Origin of the sequence: Trichlorobacter lovleyi, assembly GCF_015239775.1 — a bacterium.
Classification (GTDB): domain Bacteria; phylum Desulfobacterota; class Desulfuromonadia; order Geobacterales; family Pseudopelobacteraceae; genus Trichlorobacter; species Trichlorobacter lovleyi_B.
This window is the reverse complement of record NZ_CP058409.1, coordinates 1249403-1267431: the sequence shown is the minus strand read 5'-3', so window position 1 is coordinate 1267431 and position 18029 is coordinate 1249403. Positions and strand designations below refer to the sequence as shown.

Sequence of the window (18029 nt, the reverse complement as noted above, 5' to 3'; positions counted from 1 at the left end):
ACCGGGAGATTACGTATGAGCGACCCAACCCAACAGACACCAAATACGGCAGCCAAGCAGTTTCCCTGCAGTTCCTGCGGGGCCAAACTGGAGTTTCACCCCGGTGCAGCCACTCTGAAATGCCCCTACTGCAGCCACGAGAACAGGATTCCCCAGTCTGCAGAGGAGATCCGGGAACTGGATTTCTACGAATATTTTGCCCGGGCCACGGAGCAGGGTGATGCACAGGAGGTGCAGACCGTCAAGTGCCAGTCCTGCGGCGGCACCTCCACCCTGCAGCCCAACATTTCCATGAGCCACTGCCCGTTCTGCGGCACCCAGCTGCAGGCCAAGGCCAAGGCCAGCCGCCTGATCAAGCCGGGGGCGATCCTGCCGTTCAAGATCCCAAAAAACAAGGCGATGGAGCTATTCCGCGACTGGCTGGGGGGACTCTGGTTCGCCCCGGGGGGATTAAAGGATAAGGCGGCAAAGGATGGCGGCATCAAGGGGATGTATATCCCCTACTGGACCTTTGATGCACAATCCACCACCTGGTATGACGGCGAACGGGGCGAGGATTACTACGAAACCGAACGCTACAGTGAAACTGACGATGACGGCAACTCGGTGACCAGAACCCGCCAGATCCGTCACACCCGCTGGTATCATGCCAGCGGCACGGTCTGGCAGAACTTTGATGATGTCATTGTCCAGGCAGGCCGTTCTCTACCCCCTGAAATTGTCGATGAACTGGAACCATGGGACCTCAAGGCGCTTGTGCCTTATCAGGATGCCTACATGAGCGGTTTCCAGGCCGAGGCCTACCAGGTTGATCTGGGGGACGGTTTTGAACGGGCCAAACAGGAGATGGATGGCGCAATCAGGGCAACCATAGCGGCGGATATCGGCGGCGATCACCAGCGGATCAATACGGTGCGGACCCAGTTTGACGGCATCACCTTCAAGCATATCCTGCTGCCGGTCTGGATCAGTGCCTACAAATACGGTGACAAGTCCTACCGTTTCCTTATTAACGGTTCTACCGGAGAGGTTCAGGGGGAACGCCCCTGGTCGGTTGCCAAGATAGCCATGACGGTGCTGGCAAGCATCATTGTACTGATACTGATTGCGCTGGTGCTGAAGAAGTAGCTACGACCTTACAAACAGATAGGTGGCGAACTCCTCCCCTATCCTGCTGTCAACAACGCTACATCCCAACCGGGTGTAGCGTTGTACTATATCAAATTTATCCTGCAGCGGGATGCCTGATAGCAGCAGCTGCCCACCGGGGCTGGTCATCCCCACCAGTTGATCAGCCAGCGGCAACAGGATATCGGCATAGATGTTAGCCAATATCAGATCAAAAGACTGTTCACCCACCGCAGACAGCTCACCGCAGACGGTAACAACCTGAGATTCCAGATCGTTTAACACCACATTTTCCTGACAGGAAACCGCTGCCGCCTCTTCCAGATCAACTGCCAACACTGCCGCAGCGCCCAGCCGTGCCGCAGCCAGGGCAAGGATACCGGTACCACTGCCCAAATCCAGCACACGGCTGCCTTTGATGCCGGAAATAGCAGGTAGAAGCTCAAGGCAGGAGGCAGTGGTTTCATGTTCACCAGAGCCAAAGGCCCCTTTTTTCCCCAGCACAATCGGCAGGCCGCACGGATTTGGAGTTGGATCACCAGCCGGAATAATGGTAAAGAGGCCAATTGAAAATGAGGTAAAGATTCGTCCTGACATGCACGACAACCTAACCGGTTCATGCCATATCGTCAACCCCCTGTGAAGAAAGGATCACCAAACATGCGACTGACACCAGCCACGGAACTTGAATACCGCTGCAAGAGGCTGCAGGACCTGATGCAGGCATCTGACCTTGATGCCGTGCTGATCGTGCAGAATGCCGACCTCTATTACTTTACCGGCACCGTACAGAACGGCTGTCTCTATGTTCCCGCCAGCGGCCAGCCACTCTACCTGGTTCGCCGGGATCAGGCCCGGGCACGGATGGAATCAGGGTTGAAAGAGGTCCTGTCGTTCTCTGCCCCGAGGGATATACCAGCCATAATCAGTAGCTATGGGTACCCGGAACCCCAAAGGATCGGACTTGAATTTGACGTGCTGCCGGTTGTCTTTCTGGAACGTTACCGCAAGGTCTGGCCCAATGTTGCTTTCAGCGATGCCACCCCGCTGATCCGTCAGGTACGGATGATCAAGAGCCACTATGAGATCCATCTGATGCAGGATGCAGCAGACCAGGTACACAAGATCTATGAGCGGGCCAAAGAAGTCATCACGGCCGGAATGACTGATATCGAACTGGCGGCTGAACTGGAATACACCGCACGGAAACATGGCCATCTGGGGCTGATCAGGATGCGGGTCTTCAATGGCGAAATGTTTTTCGGTCATACCTTCTCAGGCACTGACAGCGCTGTCCCGGCCTACACCGACACCCCCTTCGGCGGCCTGGGAGCCTCTCCCTGTTTTGGTCAGGGAGCCGGTCACAAACCGATCGGCCCCAATGAGCCGATTATCATGGACTTTGCTGGCAGCATTGACGGCTACCTGGTGGATCAGACCCGCATCTTCAGTATCGGCCCTTTGTCTGCCCGGCTTACGCAAGGTTTTGAAGATATGCTGAAGGTGCAGGAACTTATGAAAGAGATTGCAGTGCCCGGCATCAGTTGGGGCGAAATCTACGACCGCTGCCATGGGCTTGCCATGGAGCTGGGCTATGCCGACAGTTTCATGGGAGCTCCCAGCTCACAGGTTTCTTTCATCGGTCATGGCCTGGGTATTGAAATTGATGAGTACCCGTTTATTGCTAAAGGTTTCAAGGATCAGGTCATGGAAATTGGCATGGCCTGGGCCTTTGAACCCAAGGTGGTCTTCCCCGGCGAAGGGGCCGTCGGCATTGAAAACACCTTCTACCTCAGCAACGATGGACTGAAGCAGCTGACCAGATCTGACGACGCACTAGTAATTTTATAATGTTGTTTCAGTATACAAAAAACCTGTTGTATTTGGCCCCACAGGGTGTTATAACAGCCAAAATTTTTGTATACAGTATATTCAAAACGTTTATTGTATTGTGCAATTAACTAGTTGCACCATTATCCCGAAAGGAGAAGTACACAATGGCTCTGAAGGAAACTTTGAAGCAGAAAATCGAAGAGCATCGTCCCCGCACCACCCGTCTGGTAAAAGAATTCGGCAAGGTGAAGATTGATGAAGTAACTATCGATCAGTGCATCGGCGGCGCCCGCGACATCCGCAGCCTGGTAACCGACATTTCCTACCTGGACCCCCAGGAAGGCATCCGCTTCCGTGGCAAGACTATTCCTGAGACCTTTGCGGCCCTTCCTAAGGCACCGGGTTCAAACTACCCGACCGTTGAGTCTTTCTGGTATATGCTGCTTACCGGTGAGGTTCCGACCGAGGCACAGGTAGCAGAAGTTGTTGCCGAGTGGAAGACCCGTCAGGAAGTTCCTCAGTACGTATTTGATGTACTTCGCGCTCTGCCACGTGACAGCCACCCAATGGTCATGCTGTCCGTTGCCATGCTGACCCTGCAGAAGGACTCCAAGTTTGCCGGTTTCTACAACTCAGGCAAATTCAACAAGATGACAGCTTGGGAATATGTGTACGAAGACGCCAGCGATATCGTTGCCCGTATCCCGATTATTGCTGCCTTCATCTACAACCTGAAGTATCGTGGTGATAAGCAGATCGCTATCGACCCGAGCCTGGATATGGGCGCCAACTTTGCCCACATGATCGGCCAGAAAGAGGAGTACAAGGACGTTGCACGTATGTACTTCATCCTGCACTCCGACCATGAGTCCGGCAACGTATCTGCCCACACCACTCACCTGGTACACTCCGCCCTGTCCGATCCGTACTATGCCTACTCCGCTGGCCTGAACGGCCTGGCTGGCCCGCTGCACGGCCTGGCAAACCAGGAAGTTCTGGACTGGACCCTGAAATTCCAGGAGAAGTACTGCAAGGATGTAGAGCCAACTGAAGAGCTGATCAAAGCAGCTCTGTGGGATACCCTCAACGCTGGCCAGGTAATCCCCGGCTACGGTCACGCTGTTCTGCGTAAGACCGACCCACGTTATACCTCACAGCGTGAGTTCTGCCTCAACACCCCGGGCCTCAACGAGTACCCGCTGTTCAAAGTTATCGCCAAGATCTTTGAAGTTGCTCCTGGCGTTCTGACAGAGCACGGCAAGACCAAGAACCCATGGCCTAACGTTGATGCACAGTCCGGCGTTATCCAGATGTACTACGGTCTGACCGAGTACGATTTCTACACCGTACTGTTCGGTGTAGGCCGCGCACTGGGCTGCATGGCTAACATCACTTGGGACCGTGGTCTGGGCTATGCCCTTGAGCGTCCGAAGTCTGTTACCACCGCAATGCTGGAGAAGTGGGCTGAGGCTGGCGGCCGTAACTAATCACCGCCTGGTACTGTACTGCAAAAAAAAGGGGATGCGATATCGCATCCCCTTTTTACGTTCACAGCAAAAGCACAATGCTCATGTCCAGATCTACTTACCGCTAAAAACCGGCTTACGCCGTTCAAGAAAGGCACGCTTCCCTTCTTCATAGTCCTTACTATCGTAGGCCATACGACGCAACCCCTGTACATATTCAAAGGTCTCGGGGCGCAAGGGGTAGGCATCGGCCAGCAAACGCAGCTGTTCCTTCATGACACGGTTAGCCAAAGGCGAGTTGTCCGCGATCCTGCCTGCCATGGCATAGGTAAACGACTCAAGCTCTTCAACAGGTACCAAGTGATTCAGGATACCGACCTGCACCGCCCGTTCAGCAGAGATAGGTTCAGCCGTATAAAACATCTCACGGGCTATCCGAGGGCCGACAATATTAAAAAAGTGCATGATGCCTGAAATATTATAGGGCACCCCTAACTTTGCAGGGGTAATTGCAAAGGATGAAGTCGGGCAACCGATGGCAATATCACAAACAAAGGAAAGGTCGCAGGCACCTCCCCAGACAGACCCTTCAATCATGGCAATCACCGGCGAGTGGAAACGCGCCACAGCCCGCAGCAGACACTCCAGCGGGTCATTGTATGACAGGGGGTCTCGACCAGACACCGGCAACTCATGGATATTAAAACCTGACGACCACACCTTCGTCCCCCGGGGCGCACGAATCACCAGAACCCGAACGTTTTCGTCATGTGAAAACGACTCAATAGCCTGAAGTATTTCCTCCAGCATCTGGCAACTGAGACTGTTTCGTGTTTCCGGATGATTAAGCGTGATAGTGGCAACCTGATTATCAACTGTCGTCAGTATCTGTGACATGCGCCCCCCCCTGGGATTATCGTTCGCCTTCCGGTGTAAGACCATACTGGAGCAGCTTGCGCTGCAGTACCGTCCGCTCCATCTCCAGCAATGCAGCAGCCTTGTCGAGATTCCAGGCAGATTGAAGCAAGGTCTGCAGGATAAAATCCCGTTCAAAGCGTTCACGGGCGGAACGTAACGACCCAACGGCGGCCTCTCCCACATCAGGAGGTTCCTGCAGCCGTGGCGATGCCTTGCAGTTGCCTCCCGGCATCAGTGCAGGTAAATCATCCGCCGTAATCACAGGCCCTGCTGCCATAATCAATATCCGCTCAACGATGTTTTTCAATTCACGAATATTCCCCGGCCAGTCGTAGCTCTGCAGGCAGGCAAGGGCAGAATCATCAAAGGTCTTGGGTTCCCAGCCCTCACGACGATGAAACAAGCGCACAAAATGCTTGACCAGCAACGGAATATCTTCACAACGCTCCCTGAGTGGAGCCAATTCAAGAGGCACCACCTGCAAAAGCTGATAGAGGTCCTCACGGAACAGTCCGTCCTGAACGGCCCGTTCCAGTGAACGTGAGGTTGCAGCGACTACCCGGACATCAACCCGGACTGGACGTGATCCACCACACCGCTCAAAACTATGTTCGGTAAGTATTCGCAGTACTTCTCCTTGCGCCTTTAATGACAACTCATGCACTTCGTCGAGGAAAATGGTACCACCATCTGCCAGATCAATACGTCCACGCTTCTGGCTGTTTGCGCCAACATAGGCTCCCCGCTCATGGCCGAATAGTTCATCGGCAAGCAACGGTTCAGGAACAGCCATACAGTTAATGGCCACAAAGGGTTTATCACGACGCGTGCTGTAATGATGGATGGCGCGGGCCACGAGCTCCTTGCCCACTCCTTCCTCTCCACGGATCAGAACCGGCGTTGATGCAGGTGCAATACGCTGTACCAGGCCTCTTAAAAGCTCGACCCCAGCAGACGCCCCGACCATCTCATGTTCCTTCAGGGCAGACAGGCGTAACGCCTCATTTTCCTTGCGCAGCTCCTTGAAATTGAGGGCATTGGCGATGGTAATCAGCACCTTGTCCAGGGAAAATGGCTTTTCTATAAAATCAAAAGCCCCCATCCTGGTGGCCTTGACTGCTGTTTCAATGGTGCCGTGACCCGACATCATAACCACGGTCAGATCAGGAAAAAGATTTCTGATCTGTTCCAAGGTCTGAATGCCGTCCATGCCGGGCATCCAGATATCAAGCAACACCAGATCCGGAACCTCCTCACGAATCAGGTCGAGGGCATCGGCACCATTCTCAGCAGGTAAAGCCTGATAGCCTTCATCTTCAAGGATCCCTCCCAACGAAATCCTGATGCTCTCTTCATCATCAACAACCAGGATCAACTTCGACATGCATCTCTCCTATTCAAGTGTCTAGGTGGCCGGCAGTTCGACAACAAAACAGGCCCCGTGAGGGGAGTTGTCACGAACCCTGACAAAACCATTGTGATCCGACACAATACTGGTAACAATTGCCAGTCCCAATCCTGTGCCACCCTTTTTTGTAGAAAAATATGGTTCAAACAGACGCGATTTAACTTCAGCACTCATTCCGGGGCCATCATCGGCCACACAGCATGAAACCATCTTAAGTTCAGGGTCATAGGTGGTGCTGATAGCTACCGTTCCTTTGTTTGCCATTGCAGCAACGGCATTCTCCAGCAGGTTAATCAAGACCCGCTTGATCTGATCTCTATCAATCTTAATCGCAGGCAGGTGCAGATCTGGAGCAAACTGGAACCGAACTTCACGATGCGCTTCCTGATACAGCGTCAGGGTTTCACGCACCAAATCATTCAAGTTATTCTCTGTTGGCTGAACAGCCGGCATCCGGGCAAAATTTGAAAACTCATTCACCAGAATTTTAAGTTCATCCACAGCCTTGCTGATCATGGAGGTACATTCATCAAAAACCCTGCCATCCTCATCACCGGAAAACCGCTCAAGATATCGCTTCCTCAGGCGCTGTGCAGAGAGCTGGATCGGTGTCAGGGGATTCTTGATTTCATGGGCAATCCTGCGGGCCACCTCGCGCCATGCTGCCATCCTCTGCCCCTTGACCATCTGCGTCAAGTCATCCAGCACCAGAACGGAACCAAGAAACTCACCCTGTTCATCCCGCAACATAGTCAGGTTCATCTGCAGCACCCTGCGCTCACCTCGCATTTCGAGGGTTATCTGTCTGCTGATGGTATCATGACGGGTCAGAGCCATATCCCGCAAGGCGTCCCTGACTATTTCAAGATGAGCCTCGCGCATCACTTCGCGGAAATTGCGCCCGAGAACATGCGCAATATTAATGTGTAGCAAACGCTCTGCAGAGGTGTTGATTGTGGTAATCAACCCCTCTCGATCAACAGAGATGACCCCGGCTGCCACATTGCGCAGCACGATCTCCATATAGCGGCGGCGTGACTCAATCTCCTGGTTAATATGTTTGAGTTCTTCGTTCGTGCTGCTCAGGACCTGCCGCTGCGTCCGCAAATCAAGTATCATCGTGTTAAATGAGCGCACCAACATGCCTATCTCGTCGGGGCCTTCTGCATCAATGACAACCTCAAGGTCACCTTCAGCTACGGCTCGCGTTCCCTCAACCAGTGACTGAATCGGCTTTGTCATGCTGTTAGCCAGATAAATACCGATCCAGAAGGAGAGAAAAACAATCACCGAGGCAATAAGAAAAAGGACCAGGAGATACCCTGTGGTAATAGGATTTTTGAGGATTTTGAGGCGTCTAAACTCTTGATATGCAGAAGATATCTCACGCATCTTGCTGACAAGAGAATGTGAGACGTAGTAATTAACAACAACAACACCAACCACATCACGATCATTGTAGGTTGAATATATCGGGACAATCCCGCGAATGAGGTCGGCCTTGCCAACCGAATTGACCTTGGTAAGTTCACGGCCGGCCAAGGCCTGGTTAATATCTTCGGAGTTGGGGCTTGTCAAATCACCCAGCGGCACATCGGGATTCGAGGCACGGATCAGCTCTTCACGTTGAGAGGAGAAGACCTCAACAATGCCGAGGTTGTATTCTTTCTGCTTATCCCGGACAACCGATTTCATCCGGGGAAGGCTGTCATCGTTCAACAGTCGCTCACGTTTGATGGTTTCGCTCAATCGCCGGGCATAAAACAAGGCATTACTGGCAGATGTTTTGTAATAGGTCTGAGCCACTTCCAAAGACTCACTTAATGACGTCTCGACCTGAACGTTAAACCAGTTTTGTATACTGTTGGTTATAAAGCTGGCAGAGGCAAAAAACAGCAGCATCGTGGGGACGAGAGACAAACCGACGAAGGATATGACAAGCTTGGTTCGAAGACGGGTTGCCAAAACGCTGGCACGGCTTTCAATTAACAGCTTTACAATATTTCGGCTTATGAGATACACAAGCAGGACAACGAGTAAGACTATGACATTGATCATGCCAAAGATAACCACGTTACTTGACAAGGGGGCCTTGGAACTGATTTGTGTTAAACGTATTTCCACACCGGTCAACAAGACAATCAGCAAAATGGCCAGAACAATGACCAGAGCCTCTCTGACCCTTTTTTTTCGTTCAACAACAGTAAGCACGTCGTGTCCCTATTCAGCAAATTCAGCTAGTTTTTTGCAAGAGTACCATACAGGTAACTGGTTGAAAACAGCATTTGTATTGCCAGGCTGAGTTCCGCTGTAATTACGACTCTATCTAGGGAGAAAATGATGAAAATCTCTGATAAAAGCAGCGTGAAAGACTTACGCAAGGGGCACCAGACCATGGCATCCCCGCCGCAAAAATCCGGCCTTTTTTCACTCTTTTCGTCCGAGCTACAGGCGAAACAACTTGAGGCGAACCAACATGAGCAGACCATCAGCGATCTTCGAATTGCACTTGATACGGCGGGTGAGACGCTTGAGAAAGAACCCACCATTCAGAACTTCAAGCGTTTTCGTGAACTTTTAAGTAAACTCGCGAAGCAGGTGACAAACGAAGCCTACCGATTGGAAAAAATCGGGGGGACCCCCATGAACCCTAGATACTATGAAATAATCACAGTGATTGATAAAGAGGCGGATAAGCTATATGAACTTGTCGTAAAGGAGCAGAAGGACAGAATGTCTATTACAGCATCAGTAATAGGCATTAAAGGACTGGTAGTTGATCTGGTTACTTAGTTTCGTTGAAGCTGCAGACATGAATAGCGTTTCATTGCTGAAACGCTATTCATTACCGACGAGTATGTAAGCTAAATTAGGATTGTTGCGGTGTAGCTTCTTCAACCAATTCAATTACCGAAAGGGATGCAGCATCACCAAGTCGTTGACCAAGCTTGATAATACGGGTATACCCGCCAGCGCGATCCTTATAACGCGGTGCTATCGTGCTGAACAGCTTGGTGACGACAGATTTTTCGCGGATATAGGCAGCAGCCTGACGATGTGCATGCAGGTCACCGCGCTTGCCAAGGGTAATCATTTTTTCAGCAACGGAACGAATTTCCTTAGCCTTGGCATCTGTGGTAACAATGCGCTCGTGGTTAAGGAGTGAAGTTACCATATTTCGAAACATGGCAATACGATGACTGGTTGTACGGCCAAGTCTTCTACCTGAGTTATTATGACGCATCGGTTCTTCCTTTCTGCTGTCTACCTAAATATCCACACCTATTCGGTGTTACTCTTCGTCTTTTTGCTCGCCACGCAGGCGTTTAACGACCTCAGGATCAGGGAAGGAATCAAGCTTCATACCGAAGGTCAACCCCATCTCATTCAAAATATCCTTTATCTCGTTAAGCGACTTACGGCCAAAGTTTTGTGTCTTGAGCATTTCTGCTTCAGTTTTTGAGACCAATTCACCAATCAGCTTGATACCGGCATTTTTCAGGCAGTTCGCGGAACGTACTGAAAGCTCCAGTTCTTCCACAGTGCGGTACAGATTTTCATTTATCTTGGAATCATCTTCAGCAGCTTCATCCTGGAACAAAGGCTCAGACTCTTCATCAAAGTTTATGAATATCGACATCTGCTCTTTGACAATTTTTGCGGCATAAGCAATGGCATCGTCAGGCTTCACACTGCCGTCAGTCCAAACTTCTAGTGTCAATTTATCGTAATCAGTCATCTGGCCAACGCGGGCATTTGACACAACAAAGTTGACTTTAATAATCGGAGAAAAGATTGCATCAATCGGAATTGTGCCGACAGGGGCTTTCTCGTCACGGTTACGATCAGCAGAGACATAGCCTTTGCCAATCTTTACCGTCATCTCCATTTCAAGTACAGCGTCCTTACCACATGTTGCAATATGCATTTCAGGATTCATGATCTCCACATTATGAGGAACCATGATATCAGCAGCCTTGATGATACCGTCACCTTTGTGAATAATCCTGATAGTTGCTTGATCAGCACCGTGAAAACGGAGACGTACACTTTTCAGATTAAGAATAATATCGGTTACATCTTCAGTAACACCTGGTATTGAAGAAAATTCGTGCTGTACACCCTTTATACGAACAGACGTGATGGCGGCTCCCTGCAAAGAAGAGAGCAGAACCCGGCGCAGAGAATTACCCAGCGTAGTACCAAAACCACGCTCAAAGGGTTCAGCAACGAATTTTCCATACGTTGTTGTAAGCGTTTCTTTTTCAATCTGAAGTTGCTTCGGCTTTATCAGATCACGCCAGTTTTTATACATTCAATTCCTCCCCCAAGGGGTAAACGATAGTCTGCAGCGTATACTCAGTAGTGAACAATTCCTTATTACTTAGAATAAAGTTCAACAATAAGCTGCTCTTGAATCGGAGTCGTTATATCTTCACGAACCGGTACAGTTTTAGCTGACCCGGTAAAGGCATCACGATCAAGTTCAAGCCACTGGGGAACACCACGGCGAACTACTGCATCAAGAGCTTCACTGATTGCTGCTACATTACGGCTTTTTTCGCGAAGAACGATCGTATCGCCAGCCTTTACCTGGATAGAGGGAATCGTAGCTTTACGTCCGTTCAACACAAAATGTCCATGTCGAACCAGCTGACGGGCCTCTGAACGTGATGAAGCAAAACCAAGTCGGTACACAACGTTATCAAGACGGCGCTCCAACAGTGAAAGCAGGTTCTCACCTGTCACACCCTTCATACGGTCTGCGCGATCAAAGTAACTACGGAACTGCTTCTCAAGCAGACCGTACAAACGCTTAACCTTCTGTTTCTCACGCAACTGCACACCGTAATCAGAGGTTTTAGAACGTCCCTGGCCATGCTGACCCGGAGGATAGTTACGACGCTTCAGGGCGCATTTATCAGTATAGCAACGGTCCCCTTTCAGGAACAGCTCCATATTTTCTCTTCTGCACAAACGGCAGGATGGTCCAATATACCTAGCCAAAACAACCTCCTCTTACAGTATCAGGCGCTAATAGATAATAGCGGTAGTATTAAACTCTTCTACGCTTGGGCGGCCGGCATCCATTGTGCGGAATCGGCGTTACGTCACGTATGAAGCTCACATTCAGACCGGTTGCCTGCAGTGCACGAAGAGCTGATTCACGGCCTGAGCCTGGACCTTTAACATATACTTCAATATTACGAAGTCCATGTTCCTGCGCTTTACGAGCACAATCTTCAGCAGCAACCTGAGCAGCAAAGGGAGTACTCTTACGAGAACCTTTAAAGCCTTTTGCACCAGCTGTAGACCAAGCAACCACATTGCCCACCGGATCGGTGATAGTAATAATGGTATTGTTAAACGTTGCCTGAATATGGGCAACGCCATTAGTAATATTCTTTTTCTCTTTCTTTTTTCTGACAACCTTTTTTGGGGCGGCCATACTACCTCCAGACAGTATTCTGTGGTTAAATTACTTCTTCTTGCCTGCAACAGTCCGGGCAGGGCCTTTACGAGTACGTGCGTTGGTCTTTGTACGTTGACCACGACAAGGCAGGCCTTTACGGTGACGCAAGCCGCGGTAGCAACCAAGGTCCATAAGACGCTTGATATTCATAGACACTTCACGACGAAGATCACCCTCAACCTTGACGTTCTTATCTATTTCTTCACGCAGCTTACCAATCTCAGCCTCAGTGAGTTTGTCAGTACGTGTGCTGCCATCTATGCTGGTGGCGGCAAGAATATTCTTGGCGGTTGTACGCCCGATGCCGTAGATGTACGTCAAGGCGATTTCTATCCGCTTGTTTTTTGGTAGGTCAATACCTGCAATACGTGCCACTGCTCGTCCTCCCTTAATTGTTACCCTTGACGTTGAGAATGCTTGGGTGTGTCACAAATAACGCGCACAACACCTTTGCGCTTGATGATCTTGCACTTATCGCAGATCTTTTTGACAGATGCCCGAACTTTCATTGCTGTTCACCTTTCTGCCTACACCTCTTAGAGGCGCGTAAGAATATCAGGTCCTTGAGTTGTTATTGCTACTGTATGTTCAAAATGTGCAGACAAGCTTCCATCTGCCGTTACGGTAGTCCAGCCGTCATCAAGAACCCTTACGGCATAACCACCTTTATTCACCATTGGTTCAATCGCCAGAACCATTCCGGGCTTAAGCTGCACACCTCTTCCAGCCACACCGTAGTTGGGTACCTGTGGCTCCTCATGCAACTTTTTACCTATTCCGTGGCCAACAAAATCGCGAACAACAGAGAAACCATGTTGCTCGACATGAGCTTGCACAGCACTGGAAATATCAAACAACCTTCCACCAGCTGCAGCCTGCTCAATGCCTTTATACAGAGACTCTTCAGTCACCCTAAGCAACTTCAGGGCATCTTTGCTTGCCGCAGCCACAGGGATTGTAATGGCTGAATCGCCATAATACTCATCATACAGCACCCCGAAATCAATACTCAGGATATCACCATCCTTAAGCGGAACTGAATTCGGCATACCGTGGATGACACGATCATTGGGCGAACAGCAGAGCGCAAAAGGAAAACCAGCATAGCCTTTAAAAGCTGGTACCGCCTTACGCTTTTTAGTTTCTTTAAGCGCAAGATCCTCTAGCTCCAGCGTTGTAACACCGGGTACTGTTTTTTCCTTCAAAAGAGCAAGCACTTCAGCAACAATTTGGCAGGAAGCACGCATCCGCTCAATCTCACGAGGAGACTTCAGGACGATCACTATTATTTCTCCAAAGCTGCTGCAATCCGCTGTTGAATTTCCGCAATTGGCCCAATACCGGGGATCGAGCACAAAATCTGCTTAGACTGATAATACTCCTTCAAGGGAGCGGTCTGCTGCTCATAAACCAGCAACCTATTACGCACTGTATCCTCTTGATCATCAGCACGCTGCACCAAACCAGTACCGCAGACATCACAGACATCCGCCTTCACGGGGGCGTCAAAAACCACATGATAGCCCTTACCACACGAAGGACAGGAGCGACGCCCTGACAGCCGCTTTACTATCTCTTCACTATCAACCTCAAGCGAAACAACATGGTCAATTGCGCGACCTGCCTGTTTCAATATACCATCCAACGCATCAGCTTGCGGAATTGTCCGGGGAAAACCATCCAAGACAAAACCAGACGAACAATCATCCTGGGCCAGACGCTCAGCAACAATACCAAGCACAATGTCATCAGAAACAAGCCCACCTCGGGCCATTATTTCTTGTGCCTTCACCCCCAAAGGAGTGCCAGCCTTAACAGCAGCCCGCAACATATCACCAGTGGACACCTGCGGAACACCATAGGTCTCAACCAAAAACTGGGCCTGAGTGCCTTTGCCAGCCCCAGGAGGACCAAACAAAATCAAATCCACACTTACCTCCGGCCCCGGATCCGCACACCCTTCAAGAACCCTTCGTAGTTACGAGTTATAAGGTGAGACTCTATCTGCGCCACAGTATCCATACCGACACCGACGGCAATCAAAAGCGATGTTCCACCAAAATAAAACGGCAGATTCAACCTAAAGCCACCAACAAGCAAAGACGGCAACACACAAACAAGCGAAATATAAATAGCTCCAGCAAAAGTCAACCGTGTAAGTATACTGTCCATATACTCAGAGGTTTCCTTTCCAGGCCGGATACCAGGTATATATCCACCATGCTTCTTGATGTTTTCAGCCACATCGGCAGGATTAAACGTGACAGCCGTATAGAAATAGCAAAAGAAAACAATAAACGCAACATAAAATACATTATACAACCAATTTCCTGGTGCCAGCATCTTAGCAAACTGCTGAACTGCAGGAATATTGATAAAATTAGCCACCGTTGCCGGAAACATTATAATCGAAGATGCAAAGATTGGAGGGATAACACCTGCCATGTTAACCTTCAAAGGCAGATGGGAGGTTTGAGGACTGAACGTCTTTAAACCGGTCACCCTCTTCGCATAGTGTATCGGCAGTCTACGTTGACCACGCTCAACAAAGACAATAGCGGCAATAACCGCAGCCATCAAAACCAAAACAAAGATCAAAGCAAATAATGACAAGTTACCACTATTGATCAATTTACCAGTGTTGGCAATTGCTGAAGGAATCCTGACAACAATGCCGGCAAAAATGATCAGCGAGATACCGTTACCAATGCCACGCTCTGTCATCTGCTCACCAAGCCACATAATAAAAGCAGTACCGGCAGTTAGGGTAATGATTGTCATTAATCTGAAGGACCATCCAGGTGTAGGGACAACAAGTTCACCTGCCGGACCACGCATACTTTCCAAACCGATCGCTATACCAGACCCTTGGACAATACTAAGCAGAATAGTACCGTAACGGGTATATTGGGTAATCTTTTTTCGCCCAGCCTCACCTTCCTTGGAAAGCTTTTCAATAGCCGGCACAACAACCGTCAAAAGCTGAAAAATAATGGAGGAAGAGATATAGGGCATAATCCCCAATGCAAAGACGGACATCCGCTCCAAGGCACCACCGGAAAACATATCAAACAGGCCCAGGAGAGTACCTTGAGCCTGTTTAAAGAAATGTGACAGTGCAATGGAATCTATACCAGGTGTTGGGATATGACAACCAACACGATACACAGCCAACATCCCCAGTGTGAACAGCACCCGTCTCTTTAGCTCAGGAATACGGAAGATGTTCTGGAAAGCCTCTAGCACGCGCAGGTTCCCTCGATTTTACCACCAGCAGCCTGGATTTTATCAATGGCAGACTTGCTAAATTTGTCAGCTTTGATAGTCAAAGCCTTGGTTAAATCACCATTAGCAAGAACCTTAATGGGCAAATTTGATTTTTTCAGCAGTCCCTTCGCGTTCATGGCATCACGATCTACACAGCTACCAGCCTCGAACACATCGAGTTGTTGCAGATTTATAAGAACATATTCATTTCTATCAAGCGGGCGAAAACCACGTTTGGGCAAACGGCGCTGGAGAGGCATTTGACCGCCTTCAAAGCCAGGCTTAATGCTGCCGCCAGAACGGGCTTTTTGTCCCTTATGGCCTTTGGTCGCTGTCTTGCCATGACCAGAACCAATACCGCGTCCGATACGTTTTCTATTTTTTGTTGACCCCAAGGCGGGTCGCAGGCTGTTCAGTTCCATGGAGGTCTCCATCCTTTACTTAACCTTCAACATATGGTTTATCTTGTTGATCATCCCGCGAGTTTCGGGAGAATCCTGCAAGGAAACCGTCTGGTGCAGGCGACGCAGGCCTAGGCCACGCACTACTGCACACTGTTTCTCCGTAGCACCAATGGTACTCTTTATCAGGGTAATTTCCAGCATGTTACTCATGGCATCAATTCCTTCTTCAGGGAGTCTACGTCTGTTTATTCAGCCAGACCACGACGTGCGGTCAACTCTTCCGGGGTCTTAAGCAGACGCAGACCTTCGAAGGCAGCCTTAACAACGTTATGGGGGTTATTAGACCCAAGGCACTTGGAAAGAATATTGCTAATTCCGGCAGCTTCAAAAATGGCACGAGCTGCACCACCGGCGATGACACCTGTACCAGGAGAAGCAGGCTTCATGAGTATCCGCCCAGCACCGAAACGCCCAATAATCTCATAGGGAATGGACTGATTCTGGTTTACCGGTACCTTGATCAGGTTCTTCTTGGCCTGCTCAACGCCCTTACGGATTGCTTCTGGCACTTCATTTGCTTTGCCTAGTCCGTAGCCGACGTGCCCACTGGCATCGCCAACAACAACAAGTGCAGAGAAACTGAAGCGACGGCCACCCTTAACAACCTTGGCTACACGACTGATGTGCACAACCCTGTCTGTCAGGTTTAAATCGTTCGCATTAATCCTGCTCACTACCAACCTCCCTGGGAGAGTGAAAACTTAGAAATCAAGACCGGCTTCCCGAGCCGCATCTGCAAGAGCCTGAATCCGGCCATGATAAAGAAATCCGTTGCGATCAAACACTACGGAGCGAATGTCCTTTTGTAAGGCAACCTTAGCTATAGCTGTACCAACCGCAGCCGCCGACGCCTTATTCCCGGTATGAACACCGGACTGAGCAACGCCTTCAGTACAGGTTGATGCTGCAGCCAGAGTTACACCCTGTACATCATCAATCAGCTGGGCATAAATATGATTTGCGCTTCTAAACACGTTCAGGCGTGGACGCTCTGCAGTTCCAGTTACCTTCTTGCGAACCCTGACCTGGCGCTTGAGGCGCGTAATAGTTTTTTGTGATGTCTTTCCCACGGATCTGCTCCTTACCCTGTTACAGGTTCCTATTTTTTACCAGTCTTACCAGCCTTGCGCAGAATGGTCTCTGTGGCATATTTGATACCCTTGCCTTTGTAAGGCTCGGGACCACGGAAGGAACGTATCTTGGCAGCAGTTTGACCAACCAGTTCCTTGTCAATACCTTTTACAGCAAGCTTGGTCATCTTGTCGACTTCTACTGCAATACCAGATGGCAGTGGGAAGACAACAGGATGCGAGTAACCAAGACTCAGTACCAGTTCAGCGCCCTTTACTTCCGCACGATAACCGACCCCGTTGATCTCCAGATCAGTCTGATAACCTGTAGTTACACCGACAACCATGTTGTTTACCAAGGTACGGGTAAGACCATGGGCAGCGCGGGACTTTATGGCATCATCAGGACGGGTAACACTGATCTTTCCATCCTCAACTGCAACAGAAACCTCAGGCATGATCGTACGGCTCAATTCACCCTTCGGACCTTTAACGGTCAAGACTGAATCAGCAAAGGTCACTGTGACCCCTTTAGGAACTTCAATCGGCAATTTCCCGATTCGTGACATTGTGTGACTCCTTTAGAACTGGGACTGGCTACTTACCAAACGGTGCAGAGCAGTTCGCCACCGATACCGGCCTGACGGGCAGATGCATCAGTCATAATGCCCTTTGAAGTTGAAAGAATGGCTATTCCAAGACCGTTTTTGATGGTAGGAATTGATTCTGAGTCAACATAGGTCCGGCTACCAGGCTTACTTATCCTGGTAATCTCATTGATCACCGGATCTTTTTCATCGATGAACTTCAGATAGACCCGAAGGACTCCCTGACGATTATCGGCGATAACCTTATAATTTTTGATGTACCCTTCTTGCTTCAATACCTGGGCGATATTCACCTTAACATTTGAAGAAGGGATATCAACCTTTTGAAGCTTGACCATATTCGCATTACGAATTCTGGTCAGCATATCGGCGATAGGATCAGTCATTGACATCG

23 protein-coding genes are annotated in these 18029 nt (G+C 49.8%); 4 read left to right on the top strand and 19 right to left on the bottom strand.

Annotated features, from left to right (window positions below; all coding sequences use genetic code 11):
- The first annotated feature begins 15 nt into the window (after positions 1–15).
- The gene (locus FY034_RS05910; protein WP_265554433.1) at positions 16–1128 is read left to right on the top strand and encodes a hypothetical protein; all 1113 of its coding nucleotides are present in this window, start codon (positions 16–18) and stop codon (positions 1126–1128) included.
- On the opposite strand, the gene FY034_RS05905 is transcribed toward FY034_RS05910, so the two are convergent.
- Positions 1129–1725, bottom strand: coding sequence for a 50S ribosomal protein L11 methyltransferase (locus tag FY034_RS05905; RefSeq protein WP_265554432.1), 597 nt, complete (start codon positions 1723–1725; stop codon positions 1129–1131).
- 63 nt (positions 1726–1788) lie between these two features.
- Here FY034_RS05905 and FY034_RS05900 point away from each other — a divergent pair, with 63 nt between their 5' ends.
- Both FY034_RS05900 and FY034_RS05895 read left to right on the top strand, forming a co-directional pair.
- A complete protein-coding gene (locus FY034_RS05900) occupies positions 1789–2979 on the top strand; it encodes a M24 family metallopeptidase (RefSeq protein WP_265554431.1) in 1191 nt (396 codons plus the stop codon).
- Positions 2980–3125: 146 nt separating this feature from the next.
- On the top strand, positions 3126–4448 hold the full coding sequence (locus tag FY034_RS05895; protein ID WP_265554430.1) for a citrate (Si)-synthase: 1323 nt from the start codon (positions 3126–3128) through the stop codon (positions 4446–4448).
- Positions 4449–4541: 93 nt separating this feature from the next.
- Here FY034_RS05895 and scpB read toward each other — a convergent pair whose 3' ends face one another.
- The 3 genes from scpB to FY034_RS05880 are packed head-to-tail and all read right to left on the bottom strand — an operon-like array spanning position 4542 to position 8964.
- Positions 4542–5324, bottom strand: a complete 783-nt coding sequence (gene scpB / locus FY034_RS05890; RefSeq protein ID WP_265554429.1) for a methylmalonyl-CoA decarboxylase — start codon at positions 5322–5324, stop codon at positions 4542–4544.
- Between the two features lie 16 nt (positions 5325–5340).
- Complete coding sequence (locus tag FY034_RS05885; protein ID WP_265554428.1) at positions 5341–6729, bottom strand: sigma-54-dependent transcriptional regulator; 1389 nt, start codon at positions 6727–6729, stop codon at positions 5341–5343.
- 21 nt (positions 6730–6750) lie between these two features.
- Positions 6751–8964, bottom strand: a complete 2214-nt coding sequence (locus tag FY034_RS05880; protein WP_265554427.1) for a sensor histidine kinase — start codon at positions 8962–8964, stop codon at positions 6751–6753.
- A gap of 129 nt (positions 8965–9093) precedes the next feature.
- On the opposite strand from FY034_RS05880, the gene FY034_RS05875 reads away from it, so the two are divergent.
- Positions 9094–9546 (top strand): YaaR family protein, encoded by a 453-nt coding sequence (locus FY034_RS05875; RefSeq protein ID WP_265554426.1) that lies wholly within the window; start codon positions 9094–9096, stop codon positions 9544–9546.
- Between the two features lie 76 nt (positions 9547–9622).
- Here FY034_RS05875 and rplQ read toward each other — a convergent pair whose 3' ends face one another.
- From rplQ to rpsH, 15 genes are all read right to left on the bottom strand, one after another.
- Positions 9623–9997 carry a 50S ribosomal protein L17 gene (gene rplQ, locus FY034_RS05870; protein ID WP_416222771.1) on the bottom strand — a complete coding sequence of 125 codons (375 nt, stop codon included), beginning with the start codon at positions 9995–9997 and terminating at the stop codon, positions 9623–9625.
- Between the two features lie 48 nt (positions 9998–10045).
- Positions 10046–11068, bottom strand: a complete 1023-nt coding sequence (locus FY034_RS05865; RefSeq protein WP_012469439.1) for a DNA-directed RNA polymerase subunit alpha — start codon at positions 11066–11068, stop codon at positions 10046–10048.
- 65 nt (positions 11069–11133) lie between these two features.
- On the bottom strand, positions 11134–11760 hold the full coding sequence (gene rpsD, locus FY034_RS05860) for a 30S ribosomal protein S4 (protein ID WP_265554425.1): 627 nt from the start codon (positions 11758–11760) through the stop codon (positions 11134–11136).
- Positions 11761–11809: 49 nt separating this feature from the next.
- Positions 11810–12202 (bottom strand): 30S ribosomal protein S11, encoded by a 393-nt coding sequence (gene rpsK / locus FY034_RS05855; protein ID WP_012469437.1) that lies wholly within the window; start codon positions 12200–12202, stop codon positions 11810–11812.
- A 30-nt stretch (positions 12203–12232) separates the two neighbouring features.
- A complete protein-coding gene (gene rpsM / locus FY034_RS05850; RefSeq protein ID WP_265554424.1) occupies positions 12233–12601 on the bottom strand; it encodes a 30S ribosomal protein S13 in 369 nt (122 codons plus the stop codon).
- A gap of 20 nt (positions 12602–12621) precedes the next feature.
- Positions 12622–12735, bottom strand: a complete 114-nt coding sequence (gene rpmJ, locus FY034_RS05845; RefSeq protein ID WP_012469435.1) for a 50S ribosomal protein L36 — start codon at positions 12733–12735, stop codon at positions 12622–12624.
- 27 nt (positions 12736–12762) lie between these two features.
- Complete coding sequence (map, locus tag FY034_RS05840; RefSeq protein ID WP_265554422.1) at positions 12763–13509, bottom strand: type I methionyl aminopeptidase; 747 nt, start codon at positions 13507–13509, stop codon at positions 12763–12765.
- Between the two features lie 2 nt (positions 13510–13511).
- The gene (locus FY034_RS05835; RefSeq protein WP_265554421.1) at positions 13512–14156 is read right to left on the bottom strand and encodes an adenylate kinase; all 645 of its coding nucleotides are present in this window, start codon (positions 14154–14156) and stop codon (positions 13512–13514) included.
- A gap of 2 nt (positions 14157–14158) precedes the next feature.
- Complete coding sequence (secY, locus tag FY034_RS05830; RefSeq protein WP_265554419.1) at positions 14159–15472, bottom strand: preprotein translocase subunit SecY; 1314 nt, start codon at positions 15470–15472, stop codon at positions 14159–14161.
- Positions 15466–15915 carry a 50S ribosomal protein L15 gene (gene rplO / locus FY034_RS05825; RefSeq protein WP_265554418.1) on the bottom strand — a complete coding sequence of 150 codons (450 nt, stop codon included), beginning with the start codon at positions 15913–15915 and terminating at the stop codon, positions 15466–15468. Before rplO ends, secY begins: the two co-directional genes overlap by 7 nt.
- A 15-nt stretch (positions 15916–15930) precedes the next feature.
- Positions 15931–16107 (bottom strand): 50S ribosomal protein L30, encoded by a 177-nt coding sequence (gene rpmD / locus FY034_RS05820; protein ID WP_265554415.1) that lies wholly within the window; start codon positions 16105–16107, stop codon positions 15931–15933.
- Positions 16108–16142: 35 nt separating this feature from the next.
- Positions 16143–16631: a 30S ribosomal protein S5 gene (gene rpsE / locus FY034_RS05815; protein ID WP_012469429.1), complete on the bottom strand. Its 489-nt coding sequence runs from the start codon at positions 16629–16631 to the stop codon at positions 16143–16145.
- 27 nt (positions 16632–16658) lie between these two features.
- A complete protein-coding gene (gene rplR / locus FY034_RS05810; RefSeq protein ID WP_265554413.1) occupies positions 16659–17027 on the bottom strand; it encodes a 50S ribosomal protein L18 in 369 nt (122 codons plus the stop codon).
- 29 nt (positions 17028–17056) lie between these two features.
- Positions 17057–17596, bottom strand: a complete 540-nt coding sequence (rplF, locus tag FY034_RS05805) for a 50S ribosomal protein L6 (RefSeq protein ID WP_265554411.1) — start codon at positions 17594–17596, stop codon at positions 17057–17059.
- Between the two features lie 32 nt (positions 17597–17628).
- Positions 17629–18027, bottom strand: coding sequence for a 30S ribosomal protein S8 (rpsH, locus tag FY034_RS05800; protein WP_012469426.1), 399 nt, complete (start codon positions 18025–18027; stop codon positions 17629–17631).
- Between the last annotated feature and the right edge of the window lie 2 nt (positions 18028–18029).

Bases quoted from the DNA above. Each gene is read 5' to 3' on its own strand.
- FY034_RS05910 (WP_265554433.1), top strand. From the start codon at position 16: ATGAGCGACCCAACCCAACAGACACCAAATACGGCAGCCAAGCAGTTT.
- FY034_RS05905 (WP_265554432.1), bottom strand. From the start codon at position 1,725: ATGTCAGGACGAATCTTTACCTCATTTTCAATTGGCCTCTTTACCATT.
- FY034_RS05900 (WP_265554431.1), top strand. From the start codon at position 1,789: ATGCGACTGACACCAGCCACGGAACTTGAATACCGCTGCAAGAGGCTG.
- FY034_RS05895 (WP_265554430.1), top strand. From the start codon at position 3,126: ATGGCTCTGAAGGAAACTTTGAAGCAGAAAATCGAAGAGCATCGTCCC.
- scpB (WP_265554429.1), bottom strand. From the start codon at position 5,324: ATGTCACAGATACTGACGACAGTTGATAATCAGGTTGCCACTATCACG.
- FY034_RS05885 (WP_265554428.1), bottom strand. From the start codon at position 6,729: ATGTCGAAGTTGATCCTGGTTGTTGATGATGAAGAGAGCATCAGGATT.
- FY034_RS05875 (WP_265554426.1), top strand. From the start codon at position 9,094: ATGAAAATCTCTGATAAAAGCAGCGTGAAAGACTTACGCAAGGGGCAC.
- rplQ (WP_416222771.1), bottom strand. From the start codon at position 9,997: ATGCGTCATAATAACTCAGGTAGAAGACTTGGCCGTACAACCAGTCAT.
- FY034_RS05865 (WP_012469439.1), bottom strand. From the start codon at position 11,068: ATGTATAAAAACTGGCGTGATCTGATAAAGCCGAAGCAACTTCAGATT.
- rpsK (WP_012469437.1), bottom strand. From the start codon at position 12,202: ATGGCCGCCCCAAAAAAGGTTGTCAGAAAAAAGAAAGAGAAAAAGAAT.
- rpmJ (WP_012469435.1), bottom strand. From the start codon at position 12,735: ATGAAAGTTCGGGCATCTGTCAAAAAGATCTGCGATAAGTGCAAGATC.
- rplO (WP_265554418.1), bottom strand. From the start codon at position 15,915: ATGGAACTGAACAGCCTGCGACCCGCCTTGGGGTCAACAAAAAATAGA.
- rpmD (WP_265554415.1), bottom strand. From the start codon at position 16,107: ATGAGTAACATGCTGGAAATTACCCTGATAAAGAGTACCATTGGTGCT.
- rplF (WP_265554411.1), bottom strand. From the start codon at position 17,596: ATGTCACGAATCGGGAAATTGCCGATTGAAGTTCCTAAAGGGGTCACA.
- rpsH (WP_012469426.1), bottom strand. From the start codon at position 18,027: ATGTCAATGACTGATCCTATCGCCGATATGCTGACCAGAATTCGTAAT.